The sequence below is a fragment of the Halomonas shantousis genome (assembly GCF_054654615.1).
In genome coordinates this window covers 2,558,778-2,578,187 of sequence record NZ_BAAIER010000002.1, presented here as the reverse complement: position 1 = coordinate 2,578,187, position 19,410 = coordinate 2,558,778, and the positions used below count along the sequence as shown (strand labels likewise).

The window sequence follows — 19,410 nt, the reverse complement described above, 5'->3', positions numbered from 1 at the left end:
CGCATCACCATTCGTGACGCCACCGGGCAGCGTCCTGGGGGCGTCCCCAAGAAGGAGAACGCCATGGTTCCTCTGCAAGACAGCCCCCTGTTTCGTCCTTTCGCCTACATCGATGGTAACTGGGTAGCAGCGGACAGTGGCGAGCAGATCGAGGTCGATAATCCGGCTACCGGCGAAATCATGGGCCGAATGCCCAAGCTGGGGCGTGCCGAGACGGAGCGCGCCATTGACGCCGCGGATGCGGCGCTGCCGGCCTGGCGCTCAACGACGGCGCTGGAGCGGGCCGACATTCTGATGCGCTGGTACGAACTGATGCTCGAGCATCAGGACGAACTGGCGGCCATCATGACCGCCGAGCAGGGCAAGCCGCTCAAGGAGGCCGCCGGCGAGATCGCCTATGCCGCCAGCTTCATGCGCTGGTTCGCGGAAGAGGCCCGGCGCGTTTATGGCGATATCATTCCGGCTGCCAAGGGCAGTCAGCGCATCCTGGTGACAAAGCAGCCGGTAGGCGTGGTCGGGGCGATCACGCCGTGGAACTTTCCGTCCTCGATGATCACTCGCAAGGCCGCCGCCGCATTGGCTGCCGGCTGTACCATGGTGATCAAGCCTGCCAGCCAGACGCCTTTCTCGGCCACCGCGCTGGCGGCACTGGCGGAGCGGGCCGGGGTACCACGCGGCGTGTTCAACGTCGTCCCGGGGCGTGCCGGCGAGATTGCCGCGGCGCTTACCGAGTCCGAGCGGGTTCGCAAGATCACCTTCACCGGCTCCACCGAGGTCGGCAGCAAGCTGATGCAGGGTGCAGCGCAGCACATTCAGAAAATTTCGCTGGAGCTGGGGGGCAACGCTCCCTTTATCGTTTTCGAGGATGCCGACCTCGATGCCGCCGTGGAAGGCGCCATGGCATCCAAGTTCCGCAACGCCGGACAGACTTGCGTGTGCACCAACCGCTTCCTGGTGCAGTCGCGCGTCGTCAATGCCTTTAGCGAAAAGCTGGCGGTGGCGATGAACTCGGAGCTGCACGTCGGTGTGGGAACGGAGGAGGGCGTGAATATCGGTCCGCTGGTCGATGACAATGTCGTGGCCAAGGTCAGTGACCACATTCAGGATGCAGTGGACAAGGGCGCCGAACTGCTGCTCGGCGGGCATTCCCATCCCTTGGGCGGGCGCTTTTTCACGCCGACGCTGATCAGCCATGCCACCAGCGCCATGAAGGTGGCCCATGAGGAAACCTTCGGGCCGCTGGCAGCGGTATTCGCCTTCGATGATGAAGAGGATGCCGTGGACATGGCCAACGATACACAATTCGGTCTGGCGGCTTACTTCTACGCGCGTGACCTGAGCCGGGTCTGGCGCGTTGCCGAGGCGTTGGAGTATGGCATGGTCGGTATCAATACTGGCCTGATCTCCAACGCTAGTGCGCCCTTCGGTGGCATGAAGGCTTCCGGGCTGGGACGTGAGGGCTCCAAGTACGGGCTCGAGGAGTATCTCGAAACGAAGTACCTGTGCCTGGACCTTGGCTGAGCTTCGCCAGAACCGATGTCCGGCTCTGCCTCAGGCCGGATATTCGGGGCGATGAGCGATAGCTAGCCATAATGTTTGCCGTTGCTATAATTCATTGGGCGGTGGGGTTGAGAACCACTAACCTGATAAATCATGGTGACGGAGACGGAAAATGATCAGGGCACAAACGTTAGGCGTGATTCACTTCGCGATTGCCTTTACCGTCACGTGGCTGCTGAGCGGGAGTGTCGTGATCGCGGGGTTGGTTGCGCTGATACAGCCGGTAAGCAACGCCGCTGCCTTCTATCTGGACGGGAAATTGTGGGGAGGCCTGACCGGGCATGATTGTCGTCGCTGCCCGGGACCGAGGGCCTGCATGCGCCTGCGTGAGCAGACCTGAACCTGATTGAGATACAGGGTTCCATTTTGTCCCGATAGCTGCTGATGAAGAAGAAGGGAGAGTATAGGCACCCTCTAAGAGGTGGATGTACCCTGCCTCGATCCTGTTTCCAGGAAGGCCACAAGAAAGCCCCACCCAGCCTCGAAATGAAATGCTCAAGGCTGGGTGGGGCTTCGTGCATCCAGAGCGCAGGCTGGCCTGGTGGCGAATATCGGTCTAGTGGCGGAAGTGGCGCATGCCGGTGAAGACCATGGCGATACCGGCCTCGTTGGCGGCGTTGATTACCTCCTGATCGCGCATCGAGCCGCCGGGCTGAATCACCGCGGTGATACCGGCCGCCGCTGCGGCATCGATCCCATCGCGGAACGGGAAGAAGGCATCCGAGGCCATCACCGAGCCGGGAACCTCCAGACCCTCGTCGGCGGCCTTGATGCCGGCGATGCGCGCGGAGTAGACGCGGCTCATCTGCCCCGCGCCGACACCGATGGTCTGACCATGCTTGGCATAGACGATGGCGTTGGACTTGACATACTTGGCGACTTTCCAGGCAAACGCCAGATCACGGAACTCCTGCTCGGTGGGAGCCCGCTCGGTCACGATCCGCAGCTCATCCCGCCCGACCATGCCCAGGTCCCGGTCCTGCACCAGCAGGCCGCCGGTGACACGCTTGAAGTCATGGGCGCGCTCGCGTGTCCCCGGCCATTGAGCACCGGCATCCAGCAGACGCACGTTGGGTTTGGCGGCGATGATCGCGGCGGCATCCTCGGAGATGCCGGGCGCGATGATCACCTCGACGAACTGGCGTTCGATGATTGCTTGAGCGGTATCGCCGTCCAGCGGCACGTTGAAGGCGATGATGCCGCCGAAGGCGCTGGTGGGGTCGGTCGTGAAGGCCTTGTCGTAGGCCTCAAGCGCGCTCTTGCCGATGGCTGCGCCACAGGGATTGGCGTGCTTGACGATCACGCAGGCAGTATCGGTGAACGCCTTGACGCATTCGAAGGCAGCATCGGTATCGGCGACGTTATTGAAGGAGAGGGCCTTGCCCTGGCGCTGCTCGGCGGTGGCTACACTGGCCTCGGTGGCGTGCTGCTCGACATAGAACGCGGCCTGCTGGTGCGGGTTCTCGCCATAACGCATGGACTGCTTCTTGTGGTACTGAACATTGTAGGTGCGCGGAAACTCCTCCTCGCCTCCCGCGACCTGGCCTCCCAGGTAATTGGCGATGGCGGCGTCGTAGCGTGCGGTGTGCTCGAATGCCTTGACCGCCAGATCGAAGCGTGTGCCCTGGCTGACTACGCCGTCGTGGGCCGCCATGTCCTTGAGCACGCGCGGGTAATCGGCGGCGTCGACAACAACGGTGGTGTGGACATGGTTCTTGGCGCAGGCGCGAACCATGGTCGGCCCACCGATATCGATGTTCTCGATCGCCTCCGCGAGGCTGCAGTCGGGCCTGGCGACGGTCTGCTCGAAAGGATAGAGATTGACCACGACCAGGTCGATGGCATCGATGCCGTGCTCGGCCATCACCTCGTCGTCCTGCCCGCGACGTCCGAGAATGCCGCCATGGATCTTGGGATGCAGTGTCTTGACCCGACCATCCATGATCTCGGGAAAGCCGGTATGCTCCGAGACTTCGGTGACCTCGATGCCTTCGTCCCTGAGCAGACGGAAGGTGCCGCCGGTCGACAACAGCGCCACATTGCGTGCCGCCAGTTCGCGTGCAAAGTCGACAATGCCCGCCTTGTCGGACACGCTGATCAGTGCGCGGCGTACCCCTGGAAGTTGTTCAGCCATGGTTCTCCACTCGTCCAGCCGTATCACGGCTTCGTGCTCGATAACGCCGACCTGCGGCCGGCGACGCTTCAATAACGTGGCGGGGGAGGCCGCTAGCCTCCCCCGTGCAGATATCGATTCAGATGAGAGCGTACTGCTTGAGTTTCTTGCGCAGCGTGCCGCGGTTGAGCCCCAGCATTTCGGCGGCTCGCGTCTGATTGCCGTCGGCATAACGCATGACTTCGACCAGCAGCGGGGCCTCGACCTCGGCCAGCACCATGGCATAAAGGTCGGTTACGGTCTCACCGTCGAGGTGGGCGAAGTAACGCTGCATGGCCTGCTCGACCGACTCGCGCAGCGTCTGCTGCCGGGGAGGCAGGGCGTGTGCCGCGACATCGAGCGGGTCCTGATCGATGGTGAAGGATTGCCTGCTAGTCATGCTGCACTGATTCCGTCCGTTGCCAGTCCCCGGGAGTGGCGAAACAGTTCGTCCACGAAGCGGTATTGAGCGGCGGGTTCCTCAAGGGCATTGAAATGCGCTTTGAGCGCCCTGTCATCCTCGCGGGTGGCCAGGTACCAGCCGATATGCTTGCGCGCGATGCGCACGCCCATATGGGCGCCGTAAAATTCATGCAATGCTTCCAGATGGCGATACATTATATCGGCCACTTCGGCATCGGCTGGACGTGGCAATATGTCGCCCGTGCGCAGGTAATGCTCGATCTCGCGAAAGATCCAGGGGTTGCCCTGGGCGCCACGCCCCACCATCACGGCATCCGCTCCAGTATAGTCGAGGACCGCCGCCGCCTTGGACGCATCCGTGATATCGCCGTTGGCGAATACCGGTATCGTCACGGCTTGCTTGATAGCCGCGATGGTGTCGTACTCGGCGACACCGTTGTAGCGCTGCTCGCGCGTACGGCCATGAACGGCCAGCGCCTGAATGCCGCAGGTCTCCGCCAGACGTGCCACGCGCACGCCATTGCGGCTGTTCTCGCACCAGCCGGTGCGGATCTTCAGCGTCACGGGGATGTCGACCGCGCCGACCACGGCCTCGAGAATCTCGCCCACGAGCCGCTCGTCACGCAACAAGGCCGATCCGGCGGCCTTGTTGCATACCTTCTTGGCCGGGCAGCCCATGTTGATATCGATGATCTCTGCGCCGTGGTCGGCGTTGAGGCGTGCCGCCTCGGCCAGCATCTGCGGGTCGCCTCCGGCAATCTGGACGGCGCGAGGGCCGGGTTCGCCACGGTGATCGAGCCGCGAACGGGACTTGCGCGTATGCCATAGCCGACTATCGGCGGTCACCATCTCCGAAACCACCAGCCCGGCCCCCAGCTCACGGCACAATTGCCGGAACGGGCGATCCGTCACCCCGGCCATGGGGGCGAGAATCACCCGGTTGGGCAGCTCATGCGGCCCGATGCGGGGAAGCGAGGATAATGTCGTGCTGGGTGTCGTGGTCATGAGCATCGCGGCTGGCGGCTCTGGCTCCAAGGGGGGCATATGATACCGGCCGCGACGCCTTTCTTGAAGGCTCAATCGGCTGTCATGGGGCGATAGCCGCTCAGTCTGACCCATCCATCCTGCTCTGCCGGGTCCTGCATGTGCAGCCCGAACTGGCGATAGGTGTCGAGCACTTCGTCAGCCTGGTGCGCAAGGATGCCCGACAGGCTCAACTGACCGCCCGGCGCCACGCTGCCGGCGATGGTGGCGGCAAGTTCGACCAACGGCCCCGCAAGAATATTGGCGATCACCACATCGTAACTGGCCTGCTGCAGCTGCTCCGGATAGCACAGCGTGAAATCCGCTTCATCGATCGCGTTGCGCTCGGCATTGTCGCGGCTGGCCTGAAGCGCCTGGGGATCGATGTCCGTACCGACGGCATGTGCCGCGCCGAGTTTCAGGGCGGCAATGGCCAGTATGCCGGAGCCGCAACCGAAATCCAGGACGCGGTGTCCTTCCAGATCGAGCCCGTCGAGCCATTGCAAGCATAGCGCCGTGGTCGGGTGGGTGCCGGTGCCGAAGGCCAGCCCGGGATCGAGCAGCAGATTGACGGCATCGGGTGCCGGCGCCTCGTGCCAGCTGGGCACGATCCACAGCCGCTCTCCCATCTTCAGCGGCGCGAAGCCATCCATCCACTCGCGTTCCCAATCGCGATCGGCCAGCAGCTCATATTCGATGTCCGGACAAGGCTCGTCCGGAAGCTCGCTGGACCAGGCCAGGCGCACGCGCTCGAGCATGGCCTCGATGCCCTCGAGATCATCGTACAGGCCGGTCAATATCGTCTCCGGCCAGAGTGGCGTGGTGCCACGCTCGGGCTCGAAGACCGGCTCGTCATGGGCGTCCTGCAGGGTGATGGCGCTGGCCCCTTCGGCCAGCAGCAGCTCCTCGAGCGTGTCGGCATGTTCCGGCGCGATGCGAGCCTTGAGTTGTAGCCAGGTCATGATGATTGCCTCGAAAAGCAGGCGGGGTGGCGTCGGCCACCCCGTCGATTGCTCAGAGAGCGGAAGACCCCGTATCAGAGGCCCAGCTTCTTCTCCAGATAATGGATGTTGACCCCACCATGCTGGAAGGCCGTGTCGCGCACCAGATCCTTCTGCAGATCGATATTGGTCTTGATGCCTTCCACCAATAGCTCATCGAGGGCGTTGCGCATGCGCGTCAGCGCGGTGTCGCGATCGGCGCCCCAAGTGATCAGCTTGCCGATCAGCGAATCGTAGTGCGGCGGCACGGTATAGCCGGTATAGAGATGCGAATCCATGCGCACGCCCAGGCCACCGGGGGCATGGTAGAGGCTGATCTTGCCGGGGGAGGGCATGAAAGTGCGGGCGTCCTCGGCGTTGATGCGACACTCGAAGGCGTGGCCCTTGAGCTGAATGTCCTCCTGCGAGACCGACAGCGGCAGACCCGAGGCGATGCGCAGCTGTTCGCGGACGATATCGACACCGGTGACCATTTCGGTAACCGGATGCTCGACCTGCACGCGGGTATTCATTTCGATGAAGAAGAACTGGCCGTCTTCATAGAGGAACTCGAAGGTGCCGGCGCCCCGATAACCGATCTCGATGCAGGCGTCGGTACACGCCTTGAGTACCTGAGCGCGCGCCTGTTGATCGAGATGGGGGGCCGGTGCCTCTTCCAGTACCTTCTGGTGGCGACGCTGCAGCGAGCAGTCGCGATCGAAGAGATGCACGGCGTTGCCCTGGCCGTCGGCGAGCACCTGTACCTCGACGTGGCGCGGATTCTCGAGAAACTTCTCCATGTAGACCGTGCCGTCGCCGAAGGCCGCATTGGCTTCGGTCTGGGTCACGCTGACGGAAGAGAGCAGGTGGGCTTCGCTATGCACGACACGCATGCCGCGCCCGCCACCGCCGGCAGCGGCCTTGATGATCACCGGGTAGCCGATACGCTTGGCCGTGCTCAGCACCTGTGCCTCGTCCTCGGACAATGGGCCGTCGGAGCCCGGCACGGTAGGAACACCCGCCGCCTTCATGGCCTCGATGGCGCTGACCTTGTCGCCCATCAGGCGAATGGTTTCCGGGCGTGGCCCGATGAAGACGAAGCCCGAACGCTCGACTTGCTCGGCAAAGTTGGCGTTCTCGGAAAGAAAGCCGTAGCCGGGATGAATGGCGGTCGAGTCGGTGACCTCGGCGGCACTGATCAGCGCCGGGATGTTGAGATAGGATTGCGCGGAGGATGCCGGGCCGATGCAGACGGCTTCATCTGCCAGGCGCACGTGCATCAGCTCGCGATCGGCCTTGGAGTGTACCGCCACGGTCTTGATGTCCAGCTCCTTGCAGGCTCGCAGGATGCGTAGCGCAATCTCGCCGCGGTTGGCGATAAGTACCTTGTCCAACATGTGGGTGTCCGCCAGTGTCTAAGGGTGTCAGGAGATGATGAGCATCGGCTGGTCGAATTCTACCGGCTCGCCATCCTCGACCAGGATGGCTTCGATGACACCGTCCTGGTCGGCCTCGATCTGGTTCATCATCTTCATGGCTTCGACGATGCAGATGGTGTCGCCTTTCTTGACGCTCTGGCCCAGTTCGACGAAGGGCTTGGAGCCTGGCGCCGGCGAGCGATAGAAAGTGCCTACCATCGGCGAGGTGACGGGATGGCCCGCCGGCTGGGAAGGTGCCGTCTCGGTGGCTGCAGGCGCGGCGGAGGCCGGAGCGGCGGCCGACGCCTGGGGCATGCCCTGCGGCATCATCTGCATGTGCATCATGGGTTGTTGTTGCCCGGCAAAGCCCTGCGGATGTCGACTGATGCGAACCGATTCCTCGCCTTCCTGAATTTCGATTTCGCTAATGTTGGATTCTTCCAACAGTTCAATCAGCTTTTTGACCTTGCGGATATCCATGAGACTGTCTCGATCGGGTGTGTGAAGTGAAACGGCAGGTGGCGCAGCCAGGCTAGGACAGCTGGCGCAACGCCGCCTCCAGGGCAAGTTCGTAACTGTCGGCGCCGAAGCCGGCGATGACCCCCTTGGCCACATCGGAAAAATAGGAGTGTTTCCGGAAAGGCTCGCGGGCATGCACATTGGAAAGATGCAGCTCGATGAAGGGAATGGCCACGCCGGTCAGGGCATCGCGCAACGCGACGCTGGTATGCGTGAAGGCGGCCGGGTTGAGCAGGATGAAATCGGTACCATCCTGACGGGCGGCATGGACGCGCTCGATCAGGACATGCTCGGCATTGGATTGCAGCCAGTCGAGTTGATGACCGGTCTCGAGGGCGCGCTGGGTCAGCCTCAGGCGAATGTCCTCGAGCGTGGTAACACCATAGATTTCGGGTTCGCGCGTGCCGAGCAGGTTCAGATTGGGACCGTTGAGTACAAGCAGTCGGGCCATAGGCATCCTTACGCTGAATACTGTCAATCTGTCCAACGGGGGACTGCCGTATGAGAGGATCCCGTCCGGTGGCGCCACGAAGTGCCCGTTTGGGCAGGTCGGCGGAGTGTGCCGAAAAACGCTGGTGCTGTCCAGCTCACCGGGGATCGCTATCAAGAAATGCAGTTTAAACGACCGTTCGACGACGTTTGATTTTTAAAACGATGTTTTCAAGTGTCGAACGTGTTCAGCACTTGATCAAGGTGTTTTGCCAGCGCCTCACGCTGAATCTCTCCCTGGATGCGGGCGCTTTCGAGTTCCTTTCCCCGGTGGAAGAAGAGCAGGCTGGGGGGGCCGAACAGGCCGAAACGTGCCAGCAGGGCGCGCGAGTCGGGAGTGTTGTCGGTCACGTCGGCGCGGATGAGCACGAAGCTGTCCAGCCGGTCGGCGACTTCCGGCGCCGGGAAGACGTCACGTTCCATGAGTTTGCACGAGATGCACCAGTCGGCACTGACATCGACGAATACCGGTCGTTCGCCGGCGAGCGCCAGCTGTGCATCCAGTTCCGCGCTCGTGGTGACGGCGGTGAAAGCGGGCTTGGTGGGTGTTGCGGTGTGGCTGGAAGTGGCCACTCCCGCCAACGGACGCAGTGGATCGTGCGCGCCGTGGGCCGCTCCCCACACCAGCGCGATGCCCCAGATCAGCAGCATGATGCCCCCGGCCTGGCGGACCCTCGGCCAGCCCTGGGGGGGATGGAGCGTCAGCGCGCCCAGGGCGAGTGCCGTGCCGATGGCAAGCGCTCCCCATAACAGCAGCACCGATGGCCCCGGCAGCAGTCGCTCGACAAGCCAGATGGCGACAGCCAGCAGCAACACGCCGAAAGCGCTCTTGACGCCATTCATCCAGGCGCCCGCATGCGGCAGCAGAGTGGAGCCGAGGGTGCCGACCAGCATCAGGGGCACCCCCATGCCCAGGGCCATCACGAACAGGGCACCGGCACCGACACCGGCCTGACCGGTGGTCGAGATGAACATCAGTGCACCTGCCAGAGGCGCCGACACGCAGGGGGAGACTACCAGCACCGATAGGGCGCCGGCGGCAGCCAGCCCCAAGGGGCCGCTGCGTTGCAGGCGAGCCTGCCAGCCATCGACACGGGTGGCCAGCCGGGCAGGCAGGCGCAGGTTGAAAGCGCCGAACATGGCCAGAGCGAACGCCACGAAGAGCAGGGCGAAGGGGATCAGTATCCAGGGCGACTGCAGACGGGCCTGCAGATTGAGCCCGGCGCCGAACAGGCCCATCAATATTCCCACCAGGGCATAGGTGACCGACATGCCGGCGACGTAGCTGGCTGACAGCATGAAGGCGCGGCGGCGCGAGGCGCGTTGCCCGACGATGATCGACGACAGAATGGGAATCATCGGCAGCACGCAGGGGGTGAAGGTCAGCCCCAGCCCGGCCAGAAAGAACAGGCCCAGCATGACGGGAAGATGGCCAGTGTCGAGCAGGCTGCGAAAGCGGCCATCCTCGCTCAGCGGCAGCTGCTTCGGTGATGCCGACGAGGCGGGACTGGCCATGGGGGCCCGAGATTCGACAGTGCCTGCGGACGTCTCGGCCCCGACGGGACGAGCGTTGGCGAAATCGGCAGGGGGAGATCCTGGCAGCGCGGTCAATTGGAGATGCTCGGGGGGGTAGCAGAGCCCGGCATCGGCACACCCCTGAAAGGTCACACGGATGGGGATGGGCGTGTCGTGCACCGAAGCGGCCCGAGAGTTGTCGATGGGGGCGCTGAGCACGACCTGACCGTAGAAGACGTGCACCTCGCCCAGAAATTCGTCCTGCTTGAATTCACCCGGGGGCAGCGAGATATCGCCCAGCTTTACTCCGTCGTCACGGCTCTCCAGCGCGAACTGATGACGGTAGAGATAGTAGCCCTCGGCATTGCGGAAGCCGACATAGACGCGTGATTCATCACGCCAGGTGCTGGCCTGAAAGGCTTGGTTGACGGGGAGGAACTGCTCGCGGGAGGCGTCGCCGAAAAGGTTGCGGTTACTGCTGTCGGAGAACAGCTCTCCAGCGCTTGCCTGACCGAAGAGCAGCGAGAGGCAGGCAAGCAGCAGGAAGATGAGGCGAAACATGGGATGACGGTATCCTTGGTAACACGGCAACTCGAAGTGCGACAATAGCGCGGAATGTAAGTTCCTGTAATGGCCTTTGAGGCATGACGCGGCCCATCAGCCATCGCGCAGGAAAGATACTTGTGCGAGACATCTCTTCTCAAGGCGCTATTCAAGACCTTATTCAAGGCACTATCGGGAAGCGTTGGCGACGACGCATGATAGGATAAGGGAATCGCTAGCCCAACCCTCACAAGTCAAGGATGTCGATATATGGCGCTCTTTCGCAAAGGGGATCGCAGCCGGAACGCCCAGGTACTGGAAACACCGGAATACGGGTGGATATGGAAGCCTCTGGTTGCGCTGTTGGTCATCTACTTGCTGGTCTGTCTCGTGCTCGGCATCTGGTGGAGCCGAACGCCTGATGAGTTCGATGTGGACGGTGCGATTGCCGAGCAGCGGGGCATGCCTCTCAAGGCGGTCGACCCGGCACCGGCACTGGCCGTGCAGGATGAAGCGGTGAATTTCACGGCGAACCCGGACGTGCCGCCGGAGGTCGATCCTGCCGAGGCGCTGGCCATGCCGGGCGCGGATGCATCACAGCTCGTCGATCCGGCGCCGGCACTGGCGGTACAGCGTGGCGTTGCACAGGTAGCACCGGAGGGCGCCAACGATCTGCAGCGGGAAATCGCCAGCGAGAGCCTCAATCCGGCCAAGGCCCTGGCGGAACAGCGCAGTGTACCCGTCGTGCCGGGCGAGGCCACGGTGGCCACCACGATCACGCTCATTTCCACCCTGCTCGACAAGCCGGGGGGGTATCTGCGTAACGATGTCATGCCACCGGGGCTATGGCTCGACAATATGCCCAGTTGGGAATACGGGGTGCTTTCGCAGGTACGTCTGACGACCGCCGTCCTCGGCGACCACCTTGCCGAAGGGACTTCGATCGTGGACGAGGCACGCGAGGCGCTGAGTGCCGACAGTGAGCGCTGGCTGTTTCCCTCCGCAGAAGAGCGCTACGGCGAAGCGGCGGAGTCGCTGGAGATCTACCTGCACCAGTTGCGTGCGGAAGGTGGCGCTCATGCGACATTCAATAACGGCTCCGAGGGGCTGGTGGCATGGCTGGACGAGGTCGAGAGGCAGCTGGAAATGCAGACCCGGCAACTGGCAGCCAACGTGAGTGATGGGCGTGGACGGGATGCCGAACTGCAGGCCATGGCCGATGCGAGTAATTCCTGGTTCGAAATCGACAACGTCTTCTATGAGGCGCGCGGCAATACCTGGGCCCTGATCCATCTGTTGAAGGCCGTGCAGCAGGATTTTGCCGAGGTGCTCTCGCAGGAGTCGCGCAATACCATGTCCCAACTGCTGGCCGTGCTGGAGGCCTCGCAGGCGCGCTTGTGGAGCCCGGTCGTGCTCAATGGCTCGGGATTCGGCTTCTTCGCCAATCATTCGCTGATGATGGCCAACTACACGCTGCGCGCGACGTCATTGGTCCAACAGCTGCGCCAGCAGTTAAATGCCTCCTGAGCGCTAGCGTAACGATGAAGCTTGGCGCAACAAAAAACCGCCCTCGGGAAGCCGGGGGCGGTTGTGAAACGCGGCAGGGCTGCCGTGTTCGTGCTGGGGGCTACTGCTTGTCGTAGGCGGCGACGGCTTTCTCGATGGCCTTGCGCGCGGCATCGGCATCTTCCCAGGACTCGACCTTGACCCACTTGCCTTTCTCGAGATCCTTGTAGTTCTCGAAGAAGTGAGCGATCTGCTGGCGCAGCAGCTCCGGCAGATCGGTGATTTCCTGCACGTCGTCGTAGAGCGCCGAGAGCTTGGGGTGGGGGACGCAGATCAACTTGGCGTCTCCTCCCGCCTCATCGGTCATGTTGAGCACACCGACGGGGCGTGCACGAATCACGCTGCCAGCCTGCACCGGATAAGGGGTCACGACCAGCGCGTCGAGCGGATCGCCATCGTCGGCCAGCGTGTGGTTAATGAAGCCGTAATTGGCCGGATAGAACATCGGCGTGGCCATGAAGCGGTCAACAACCAGCGTATCCATGTCCTTGTCGATCTCGTACTTGATCGGGGCGTGATTGGCGGGGATTTCGATCACCACGTACACGTCGTTGGGGAGTTCCTTTCCGGCGGGGATCTTGTCGAAACTCATGTTCGAGTCCTTGCTGTTTGCGGGTTGAAGGCCTGCGAGAGAAAATCTGCCGAATTATACGAACAGCGCCCGGCGATTACCAACCCGGCGAAGGGCGTGTGTCGGGCATGATTCCTGCTTGGTAGGGTAGCGGATGGCGACCGAGTATTCCCGGCTAGCCGGACGACAGCAGAAGTGACGGTCGTCGATGGGCGACAAAGGAGACGATTCATTGGCAGGAAGTGCGTTATCCCTGAGCTACGGTCAGGCGTTCGTGGCGCCGGAAAGGCGTCGTCATCGCAGCTCCATGTCGGTCCAGATTCCCCAGGACGCTCAGCTCTCCGCCAAGGGCGGCTGTGCGCTGATCAGCGACTCTACCTGGCGCAATGCCATTGCCAAGCAGGCTGGCGATCTGAGCGTGCGCGGCTTCCTCGCCGATTACTATTCCACGCCCGATCACTGGGACGTGAAGACCTCGGCCACGCGGGTGTTGCTTGCGCTGAATGGGTGGTGCTACAGCCAGAGCGGCTACATCGAGGGCGGCAGTTACATCTGCTCGTTGTCGGCGGTGGTGTTTCGTGGTCGCGAGGCGCATCTCTTCCATATGGGCGACACGCTGGTATTCCGGCTGCGTGGGGCGGAGTTCGAGCAGCTGACGCGGGATCACGTCACCGATCTCGGCGGCTATCGCTACCCCTCCCGGGCGCTGGGGCTGGATGGCAGTCTCGACATCGATTATGTGAGGCAGCCGCTCAAGCAGGGCGATCTGTTCCTGTTCACCACCCGGGCCGTACGCGGCACGCTGATGCCTTCGGATTACGTGCAACTGATCCGCTCCGACGTCAGTGATCTGGACGCTGCCTGCGAGCGCCTCGCCCAAGCGGCCAGGACGCGTGCCGTGGAGCGGGGGTACGGTGCCGATCAGTTCTGTTTCCAGCTGGTACGGGTCGATCGGCTGCCCGAGGAGGAACCCGACCATCCGACACGGCTCTACAGCGACTTGCCTATCCCGGCGGAGCTGGCGCCCGGCGATCGGCTCGATGGACTGGAGGTGATGAGCGTGCTGTCCCGCACCGCCAAGGCGCGCGTCTACTGCGTGCGTGACGTCAAGAGCGGCAGGGAAATGGTCATGAAGGCGCCGAGTCCCGAGCTGTCGCTACGCAATGCTTATCTGGAGCACTTCGCGTTGCAGCAGTGGGTGGTGGGGCGGGTCAATTCGCCCTTCGTGGCGCGTGTGGTCGAACCTTCCCGGCCGCGCCGCCATCAGTACTACTTGATGGCTTATATCGAGGGGGAGTCGCTGACCGACTGGCTGCGGCGCCATCCGCAGGCGAGCCTCGAGCAACGGCTGGATATCGCCAGGCAGCTGTGCAAGGCCGTGCAGGCGTTGCATCGGCGTGACATTCTTCACCAGGGCATTCATCCCAACAACATGTTGATCGACCGGCATGGCCAATTGGTGCTGATCGATTTCAGCACCTGCCATCTGCGCGAGGGAGACGGCCATGCGGCGGCCCGCGAGTTGGCCCGCCAGGTGGGGTTGACCGTGCACAATGCCCCCGAGTATGCCCTGGACACCAACGTGAGCCGGCGCAGCGATCAATATTCGCTGGCCTCCACCATCTACTGGCTGCTGACCGATCATCTGCCCTATGAATTGACACCGGACCAGCTGCGCAGCCACACCGACCTCGAGCGCATGACCTATCGCCAGGCGCGTTTCTACAATCCCGAGATCAGCCCGGAGCTCGACGATGCGCTACGTCGGGCGCTGGATCCTCAGCGTGCACTGCGTTTCCGGCGGCTGTCGGAATTCGTCTATGCATTGCGGCCCTACAGGACGCGTGGCGAGGAAGAGTCGCCACGCACCGCGCTCAGGGAACCGGCGAATTTCTGGCAGGGCATCGCCGGCATTCTGCTGCTGTTGCTGGTGCTGTCGTGGCTGCTGAAATAGCGAAAGCGTACAGCCGAGAGGTGGGCAGCGATCCTGCCCTGCGCTCCAGACGCCAGGCAACCGGACTTCCCGGACACCCCAAGGTGCCCGGGAAGCGGCTTACAGAGCGTCGAGCTTCTGCTTGAGCAGGGCATTGACCTGCTGGGGGTTGGCAGTGCCACGCGAGGCTTTCATGATCTGGCCGACGAAATAGCCGATCATCTTGCCGCGCTTTTCCGGATCCGCTTCGCGGTACTGTGCGACCTGGACCGGGCTGTCGGCAATCACCTGATCGATCATCGCCTCGATGGCGCCGGTGTCGGTCACCTGCTTGAGTCCGCGAGCTTCGATGATGGCATCGGCGGAGTCGCCTTCGCCTGCCCATAGCGCCGCAAAGACCTGCTTGGCCGCCTTGCCATTGATGGTGTCATCGATGATCCGGGCGACGAGCTCACCGAGCTGTTGCGCCGTGACGGGGCTGTCGGTGATGTCGAGATTCTCGCGGTTCAGGTGAGCGGCGAGTTCGCCCTGGACCCAGTTGGCCGCCAGCTTGGCATCGCCGCATACGTCCTTGACGGCCTCGAAATACTCGGCCATGGGGCGTGTGGCGGACAGTACGCTGGCATCATAGGCCGACAGTCCCAGTTCCTCCTCGAAACGCCGACGCTTCTCGGTAGGCAGCTCCGGCAGGCTGTCGCGCTGATGATCGATATACGCCTGGTCGAGCATCACCGGCAGCAGGTCGGGGCAGGGGAAGTAACGGTAATCGTTGGCTTCCTCCTTGGTGCGCATGCTGCGCGTCTCATCGAGCTCCGGGTCGTACAGGCGCGTCTCCTGCAGCACTTGACCGCCATCCTCGATCAGCTCGATCTGACGCTCGACCTCGAAGGCGATCGCCTTCTCGACGAAACGGAAGGAGTTGACGTTCTTGATCTCGGCACGAGTGCCCAGCGTTTCCTGCCCCTGGGGGCGGACCGAGACGTTGACGTCGCAGCGCATCGAGCCCTCGGCCATATTGCCATCACTGATGCCCAGATAGGTGACGATGGCGTGCAAGGCACGGATATAGGCCACGGCCTCCTTGGCGGAGCGCATGTCCGGTTCGGAGACGATTTCCAGCAAAGGCGTGCCGGCACGGTTGAGATCGATACCGGTCATGCCGTGATAGTCTTCGTGCAGGGACTTGCCGGCATCCTCCTCAAGATGCGCGTGATGGATGCGCACGGTCTTGAGGGTGCCGTCATCGAGCGTGATCTCGACGTTGCCCGGCCCAATGATGGGCTGCGCCATCTGGCTGGTCTGATAGCCCTTGGGCAGGTCGGGATAGAAGTAGTTCTTGCGCTCGAAGAGACTGGTTTCGGGAATTGCGGCATCAATGGCCAGTCCGAACTTCACCGCCATCGCCACGGCGCCCTCGTTGAGCACCGGTAGCACGCCGGGCAGCCCCAGATCGACGGCGCAGGCCTGGGTGTTGGGCTCGGCACCGAAGGCGGTGGAAGCGCCGGAAAAGATCTTCGACTGGGTCGCGAGCTGGACGTGAACCTCGAGCCCGATCACGGTTTCCCATTGCATCATGCTGTCTCCTTGGCGAACGCCGGCTGCTGGCGGTGCCAGTCGGTAACCTGCTGGAATTGATGGGCAGCGTTGAGCAGGCGGCTCTCGGCGAAGTGCGGCCCGAGAATCTGCAGGCCGACAGGGCGTTTGCCGACGAAGCCGGCGGGCACGCTGATGCCGGGAATGCCGGCCAGGTTGATGGCAATGGTATAGATATCCTGCAGGTACATCTGTACCGGGTCCTTGTTGGCTCCCAGATCGAAGGCCGGCGTGGGCGCGGCCGGCCCCATCAGCACGTCGCACTCCTCGAAGGCATCGAGGAAGTCCTGGCGGATCAGGCGACGGACCTGTTGAGCCTTGCGATAGTAGGCATCGTAGAACCCTTCGGAAAGGGTATGGGTGCCGATCAGAATGCGCCGCTTGACTTCCTCGCCGAAGCCTTCTGCACGGGTGCGCTTGTAGAGATCCTCGAGATCGGCGGGATTGTCGCAGCGGTAACCGAAACGCACGCCGTCGTAGCGTGACAGATTGGAGGACGCTTCCGCTGGCGCGATGACATAGTAGGCCGGAATCGCCAGGTGAGTATGCGGCAGGCTGACCTCGCAGATCGTGGCACCCAGCGATTCGTAGACCTTGATGGCCTCGCGGATGGCGCTTTCCACGCCCGATTCCAGGCCGTCGCCGAAATACTCCTTGGGCAGGCCGATCTTGAGGCCCGACAACGGGGTGTCGAGTTCGCTCAGATAGTCCGGAACCACACGTGCCACGCTAGTGGAGTCACGCAGGTCGTGCCCGGCGATGGCGCCCAGCAACAGCGCGCAGTCCTGCGCGCTGCGCGCCATGGGACCGCCCTGGTCGAGGCTGGAAGCGTAGGCCACCATGCCGTAGCGCGAAACGCGGCCATAGGTCGGCTTGAGTCCGGTGATGCCGCAGAAAGCCGCCGGTTGACGGATCGAGCCGCCAGTGTCGGTGCCCAGGGCCGCCGGTACGAGGCCCGCGGCCACGGCGGCGGCGCTACCGCCCGAGGAACCGCCGGGAACGGCGGACAGATCCCACGGATTCTTCACCGGGCCGTAGTGGCTGTTCTCGTTGGAGGAGCCCATGGCGAACTCGTCCATGTTGGTCTTGCCCAGGGTAACGGTACCCGCCGCGGCAAGTTTTTCAACCACCGTGGCATCGTAGGGCGAGACGAAGCTGTCGAGCATTTTCGAGCCGCAGCTGGTCCGCACACCCTGGGTGCAGAAGATATCCTTCAACGCCAGCGGCAGACCGGTCAGAGGGCCGGCACGGCCCGCACCGCGTACGGCGTCAGCCGCATCGGCGGCCTTGAGCGCCTGCTCTGCGGTCACGGTGATGAAACTGTTGAGTTCGCCATCGAGACGCTCGATGCGTGACAGCAGCGCCTCGGTCAGCTCACGGCTGGTAAAATCACCGGCGGCAAGCCCCGCGGCGAGTTCCGTGAGAGTCTTGTCATGCATGGAGGATGTCGCTCCTGAGTCGTATTGCCTAATGCGGCTCCCTTGGGGGAGGGCCTCAGTATGAGTTGACGGATATCGAATTACTCGACGACGCGCGGCACCAGGTACAGCCCGTCGGCGACGGCCGGGGCATGAGCCTGGTAGTGCTCGCGACGATCGGCTTCCGTCACTTCGTCGGCCCGTAGCCGTTGTGTCATGTCGAGCGGATGCGCGAGAGGCTCGACGCCCTGGGTGTCGACGGCCTGCAGACGATCGACCATCTCCAGGATACGCGTCAGGTCATCCACGTATCCGGCAGCTTCGTCATCGCCAAGGCCTATGCGGGCGAGGTGCGCTGCCCGTAGCACGTCTGCATGTTCAAGCGCCATAGATCGGTTGTCCCTTGTTCTGCATGGAAATGTTCTGCATAAATACCGCGAGTGGTGTGCCGCCTGGCCGGCAGAATAAAACGGGCTGGCAAAGCTTTCTGTTGAAATAGACACAGAAAGTTATCATATCTCGCCTTTACTGACAGGCTCTCTCGCTTGCTGCCTTCCCCCCGCAATGATACCGTTTGCGTCCGCACAGGGTTCCGGTCTGGACTAGGTGAAAGACTTCCATGTTTAAACGTTTACGGGGGCTGTTCTCGAGCGATCTGTCGATCGACCTGGGAACCGCCAACACACTGATTTATGTGCGCGGTCGCGGTATCGTACTCGACGAGCCGTCAGTGGTCGCTATCCGCCAATCGGGCAACATGCGCAGTGTCGCGGCGGTTGGCGTCGACGCCAAGCGCATGCTCGGACGTACCCCGGGCAACATTACGGCCATTCGCCCTATGAAAGACGGCGTCATCGCCGACTTCACCGTGACCGAGCAGATGCTGCAGCACTTCATTCGCAAGGTTCACCAGAGCACCTTCCTGACACCGAGCCCTCGGGTGCTGGTGTGTGTGCCCTGCATGTCGACTCAGGTCGAACGTCGCGCGATCAAGGAGTCCGCCGAAGGCGCGGGCGCCCGCGAGGTGTTCCTGATCGAGGAGCCGATGGCGGCCGCCATCGGGGCCGGATTGCCGGTCGAGGAAGCGCAGGGCTCGATGGTGGTGGACATCGGGGGCGGTACCTCGGAGATCGCCATCATCTCCCTGAACGGCGTGGTCTATTCCGAGTCGATCCGCGTCGGGGGGGATCGTTTCGACGAGTCGATCACCGCCTACGTGCGCCGCCATTACGGCAGCCTGATCGGCGAGGCCACGGCCGAGCGCATCAAGGAGGAGATCGGCTGCGCCTACCCCGGTGGCGAACTGCGTGAAATCGACGTTCGCGGCCGCAACCTGGCCGAAGGCGTACCGCGCAGCTTCACGCTCAATTCTCACGAGATCCTCGATGCGCTGCAGGACCCGCTGTCCTCCATCGTCGCGGCGGTCAAGAGCGCGCTCGAGCAGTCCCCGCCGGAGCTGGCCTCCGATATCGCCGAGCGTGGCCTGGTGCTGACGGGCGGTGGCGCGCTGCTGCGCGATATCGACAAGCTGATCGCCGAGGAAACCGGCCTGCCGGTCATCGTCGCCGAGGATCCGCTGACCTGTGTGGCACGAGGTGGCGGCAAGGCGCTGGAAATGATCGATCAGCATACCTTCGAGCTGCTGTCCAGCGACTGAATCTGACCGCGACCACGGGTGACGCGAGCGTACCGGTGGTCGTCGGCCTG

Annotated in this window: 17 protein-coding genes; 5 read left to right on the top strand and 12 right to left on the bottom strand. The window is 63.0% G+C overall.

The features are described from left to right. The first annotated feature begins 63 nt into the window (after positions 1–63). Both ACYQ12_RS12410 and ACYQ12_RS12405 read left to right on the top strand, forming a co-directional pair. Positions 64–1,521 carry an NAD-dependent succinate-semialdehyde dehydrogenase gene (locus ACYQ12_RS12410; RefSeq protein ID WP_459872142.1) on the top strand — a complete coding sequence of 486 codons (1,458 nt, stop codon included), beginning with the start codon at positions 64–66 and terminating at the stop codon, positions 1,519–1,521. 151 nt (positions 1,522–1,672) lie between these two features. Then, entirely contained in the window at positions 1,673–1,900 is a 228-nt protein-coding gene (locus tag ACYQ12_RS12405) for a DUF2061 domain-containing protein (RefSeq protein ID WP_459872139.1), read from the top strand. A gap of 216 nt (positions 1,901–2,116) precedes the next feature. On the opposite strand, the gene purH is transcribed toward ACYQ12_RS12405, so the two are convergent. The 8 genes from purH to dsbD form a co-directional block, all read right to left on the bottom strand. Further along, positions 2,117–3,694, bottom strand: coding sequence for a bifunctional phosphoribosylaminoimidazolecarboxamide formyltransferase/IMP cyclohydrolase (purH, locus tag ACYQ12_RS12400; protein ID WP_459872136.1), 1,578 nt, complete (start codon positions 3,692–3,694; stop codon positions 2,117–2,119). Positions 3,695–3,812: 118 nt separating this feature from the next. Further along, positions 3,813–4,112 carry a DNA-binding transcriptional regulator Fis gene (fis, locus tag ACYQ12_RS12395; protein WP_459872134.1) on the bottom strand — a complete coding sequence of 100 codons (300 nt, stop codon included), beginning with the start codon at positions 4,110–4,112 and terminating at the stop codon, positions 3,813–3,815. Next, entirely contained in the window at positions 4,109–5,140 is a 1,032-nt protein-coding gene (gene dusB, locus ACYQ12_RS12390; RefSeq protein ID WP_459872132.1) for a tRNA dihydrouridine synthase DusB, read from the bottom strand. Before dusB ends, fis begins: the two co-directional genes overlap by 4 nt. Positions 5,141–5,211: 71 nt before the next feature. Further along, on the bottom strand, positions 5,212–6,120 hold the full coding sequence (gene prmA, locus ACYQ12_RS12385; RefSeq protein ID WP_459872130.1) for a 50S ribosomal protein L11 methyltransferase: 909 nt from the start codon (positions 6,118–6,120) through the stop codon (positions 5,212–5,214). Between the two features lie 74 nt (positions 6,121–6,194). Continuing rightward, entirely contained in the window at positions 6,195–7,535 is a 1,341-nt protein-coding gene (accC, locus tag ACYQ12_RS12380; RefSeq protein WP_459872127.1) for an acetyl-CoA carboxylase biotin carboxylase subunit, read from the bottom strand. Between the two features lie 27 nt (positions 7,536–7,562). Next, a complete protein-coding gene (gene accB, locus ACYQ12_RS12375; protein ID WP_459872125.1) occupies positions 7,563–8,036 on the bottom strand; it encodes an acetyl-CoA carboxylase biotin carboxyl carrier protein in 474 nt (157 codons plus the stop codon). Positions 8,037–8,088: 52 nt separating this feature from the next. Continuing rightward, entirely contained in the window at positions 8,089–8,526 is a 438-nt protein-coding gene (gene aroQ / locus ACYQ12_RS12370; protein ID WP_459872123.1) for a type II 3-dehydroquinate dehydratase, read from the bottom strand. 209 nt (positions 8,527–8,735) lie between these two features. Continuing rightward, complete coding sequence (dsbD, locus tag ACYQ12_RS12365; protein WP_459872120.1) at positions 8,736–10,640, bottom strand: protein-disulfide reductase DsbD; 1,905 nt, start codon at positions 10,638–10,640, stop codon at positions 8,736–8,738. Positions 10,641–10,892: 252 nt separating this feature from the next. Here dsbD and ACYQ12_RS12360 point away from each other — a divergent pair, with 252 nt between their 5' ends. Beyond that, a complete protein-coding gene (locus ACYQ12_RS12360) occupies positions 10,893–12,149 on the top strand; it encodes a DUF2333 family protein (RefSeq protein WP_459872117.1) in 1,257 nt (418 codons plus the stop codon). Positions 12,150–12,249: 100 nt separating this feature from the next. On the opposite strand, the gene ppa is transcribed toward ACYQ12_RS12360, so the two are convergent. Further along, the gene (gene ppa, locus ACYQ12_RS12355) at positions 12,250–12,780 is read right to left on the bottom strand and encodes an inorganic diphosphatase (RefSeq protein ID WP_459872115.1); all 531 of its coding nucleotides are present in this window, start codon (positions 12,778–12,780) and stop codon (positions 12,250–12,252) included. Between the two features lie 286 nt (positions 12,781–13,066). Here ppa and ACYQ12_RS12350 point away from each other — a divergent pair, with 286 nt between their 5' ends. After that, entirely contained in the window at positions 13,067–14,713 is a 1,647-nt protein-coding gene (locus ACYQ12_RS12350; protein WP_459874516.1) for a bifunctional protein-serine/threonine kinase/phosphatase, read from the top strand. Between the two features lie 99 nt (positions 14,714–14,812). Here ACYQ12_RS12350 and gatB read toward each other — a convergent pair whose 3' ends face one another. The 3 genes from gatB to gatC form a co-directional block, all read right to left on the bottom strand. Beyond that, positions 14,813–16,264, bottom strand: coding sequence for an Asp-tRNA(Asn)/Glu-tRNA(Gln) amidotransferase subunit GatB (gene gatB, locus ACYQ12_RS12345; RefSeq protein WP_459874515.1), 1,452 nt, complete (start codon positions 16,262–16,264; stop codon positions 14,813–14,815). Next, positions 16,264–17,724, bottom strand: coding sequence for an Asp-tRNA(Asn)/Glu-tRNA(Gln) amidotransferase subunit GatA (gene gatA, locus ACYQ12_RS12340; protein WP_459872112.1), 1,461 nt, complete (start codon positions 17,722–17,724; stop codon positions 16,264–16,266). The genes gatB and gatA overlap by 1 nt, the downstream gene beginning before the upstream one ends. An 80-nt stretch (positions 17,725–17,804) precedes the next feature. After that, the gene (gene gatC, locus ACYQ12_RS12335; RefSeq protein ID WP_459872110.1) at positions 17,805–18,092 is read right to left on the bottom strand and encodes an Asp-tRNA(Asn)/Glu-tRNA(Gln) amidotransferase subunit GatC; all 288 of its coding nucleotides are present in this window, start codon (positions 18,090–18,092) and stop codon (positions 17,805–17,807) included. Between the two features lie 230 nt (positions 18,093–18,322). Between gatC and ACYQ12_RS12330 the strand changes: the two genes are divergently transcribed. Continuing rightward, positions 18,323–19,360 (top strand): rod shape-determining protein, encoded by a 1,038-nt coding sequence (locus tag ACYQ12_RS12330; RefSeq protein WP_459872107.1) that lies wholly within the window; start codon positions 18,323–18,325, stop codon positions 19,358–19,360. Positions 19,361–19,410: the final 50 nt, after the last annotated feature.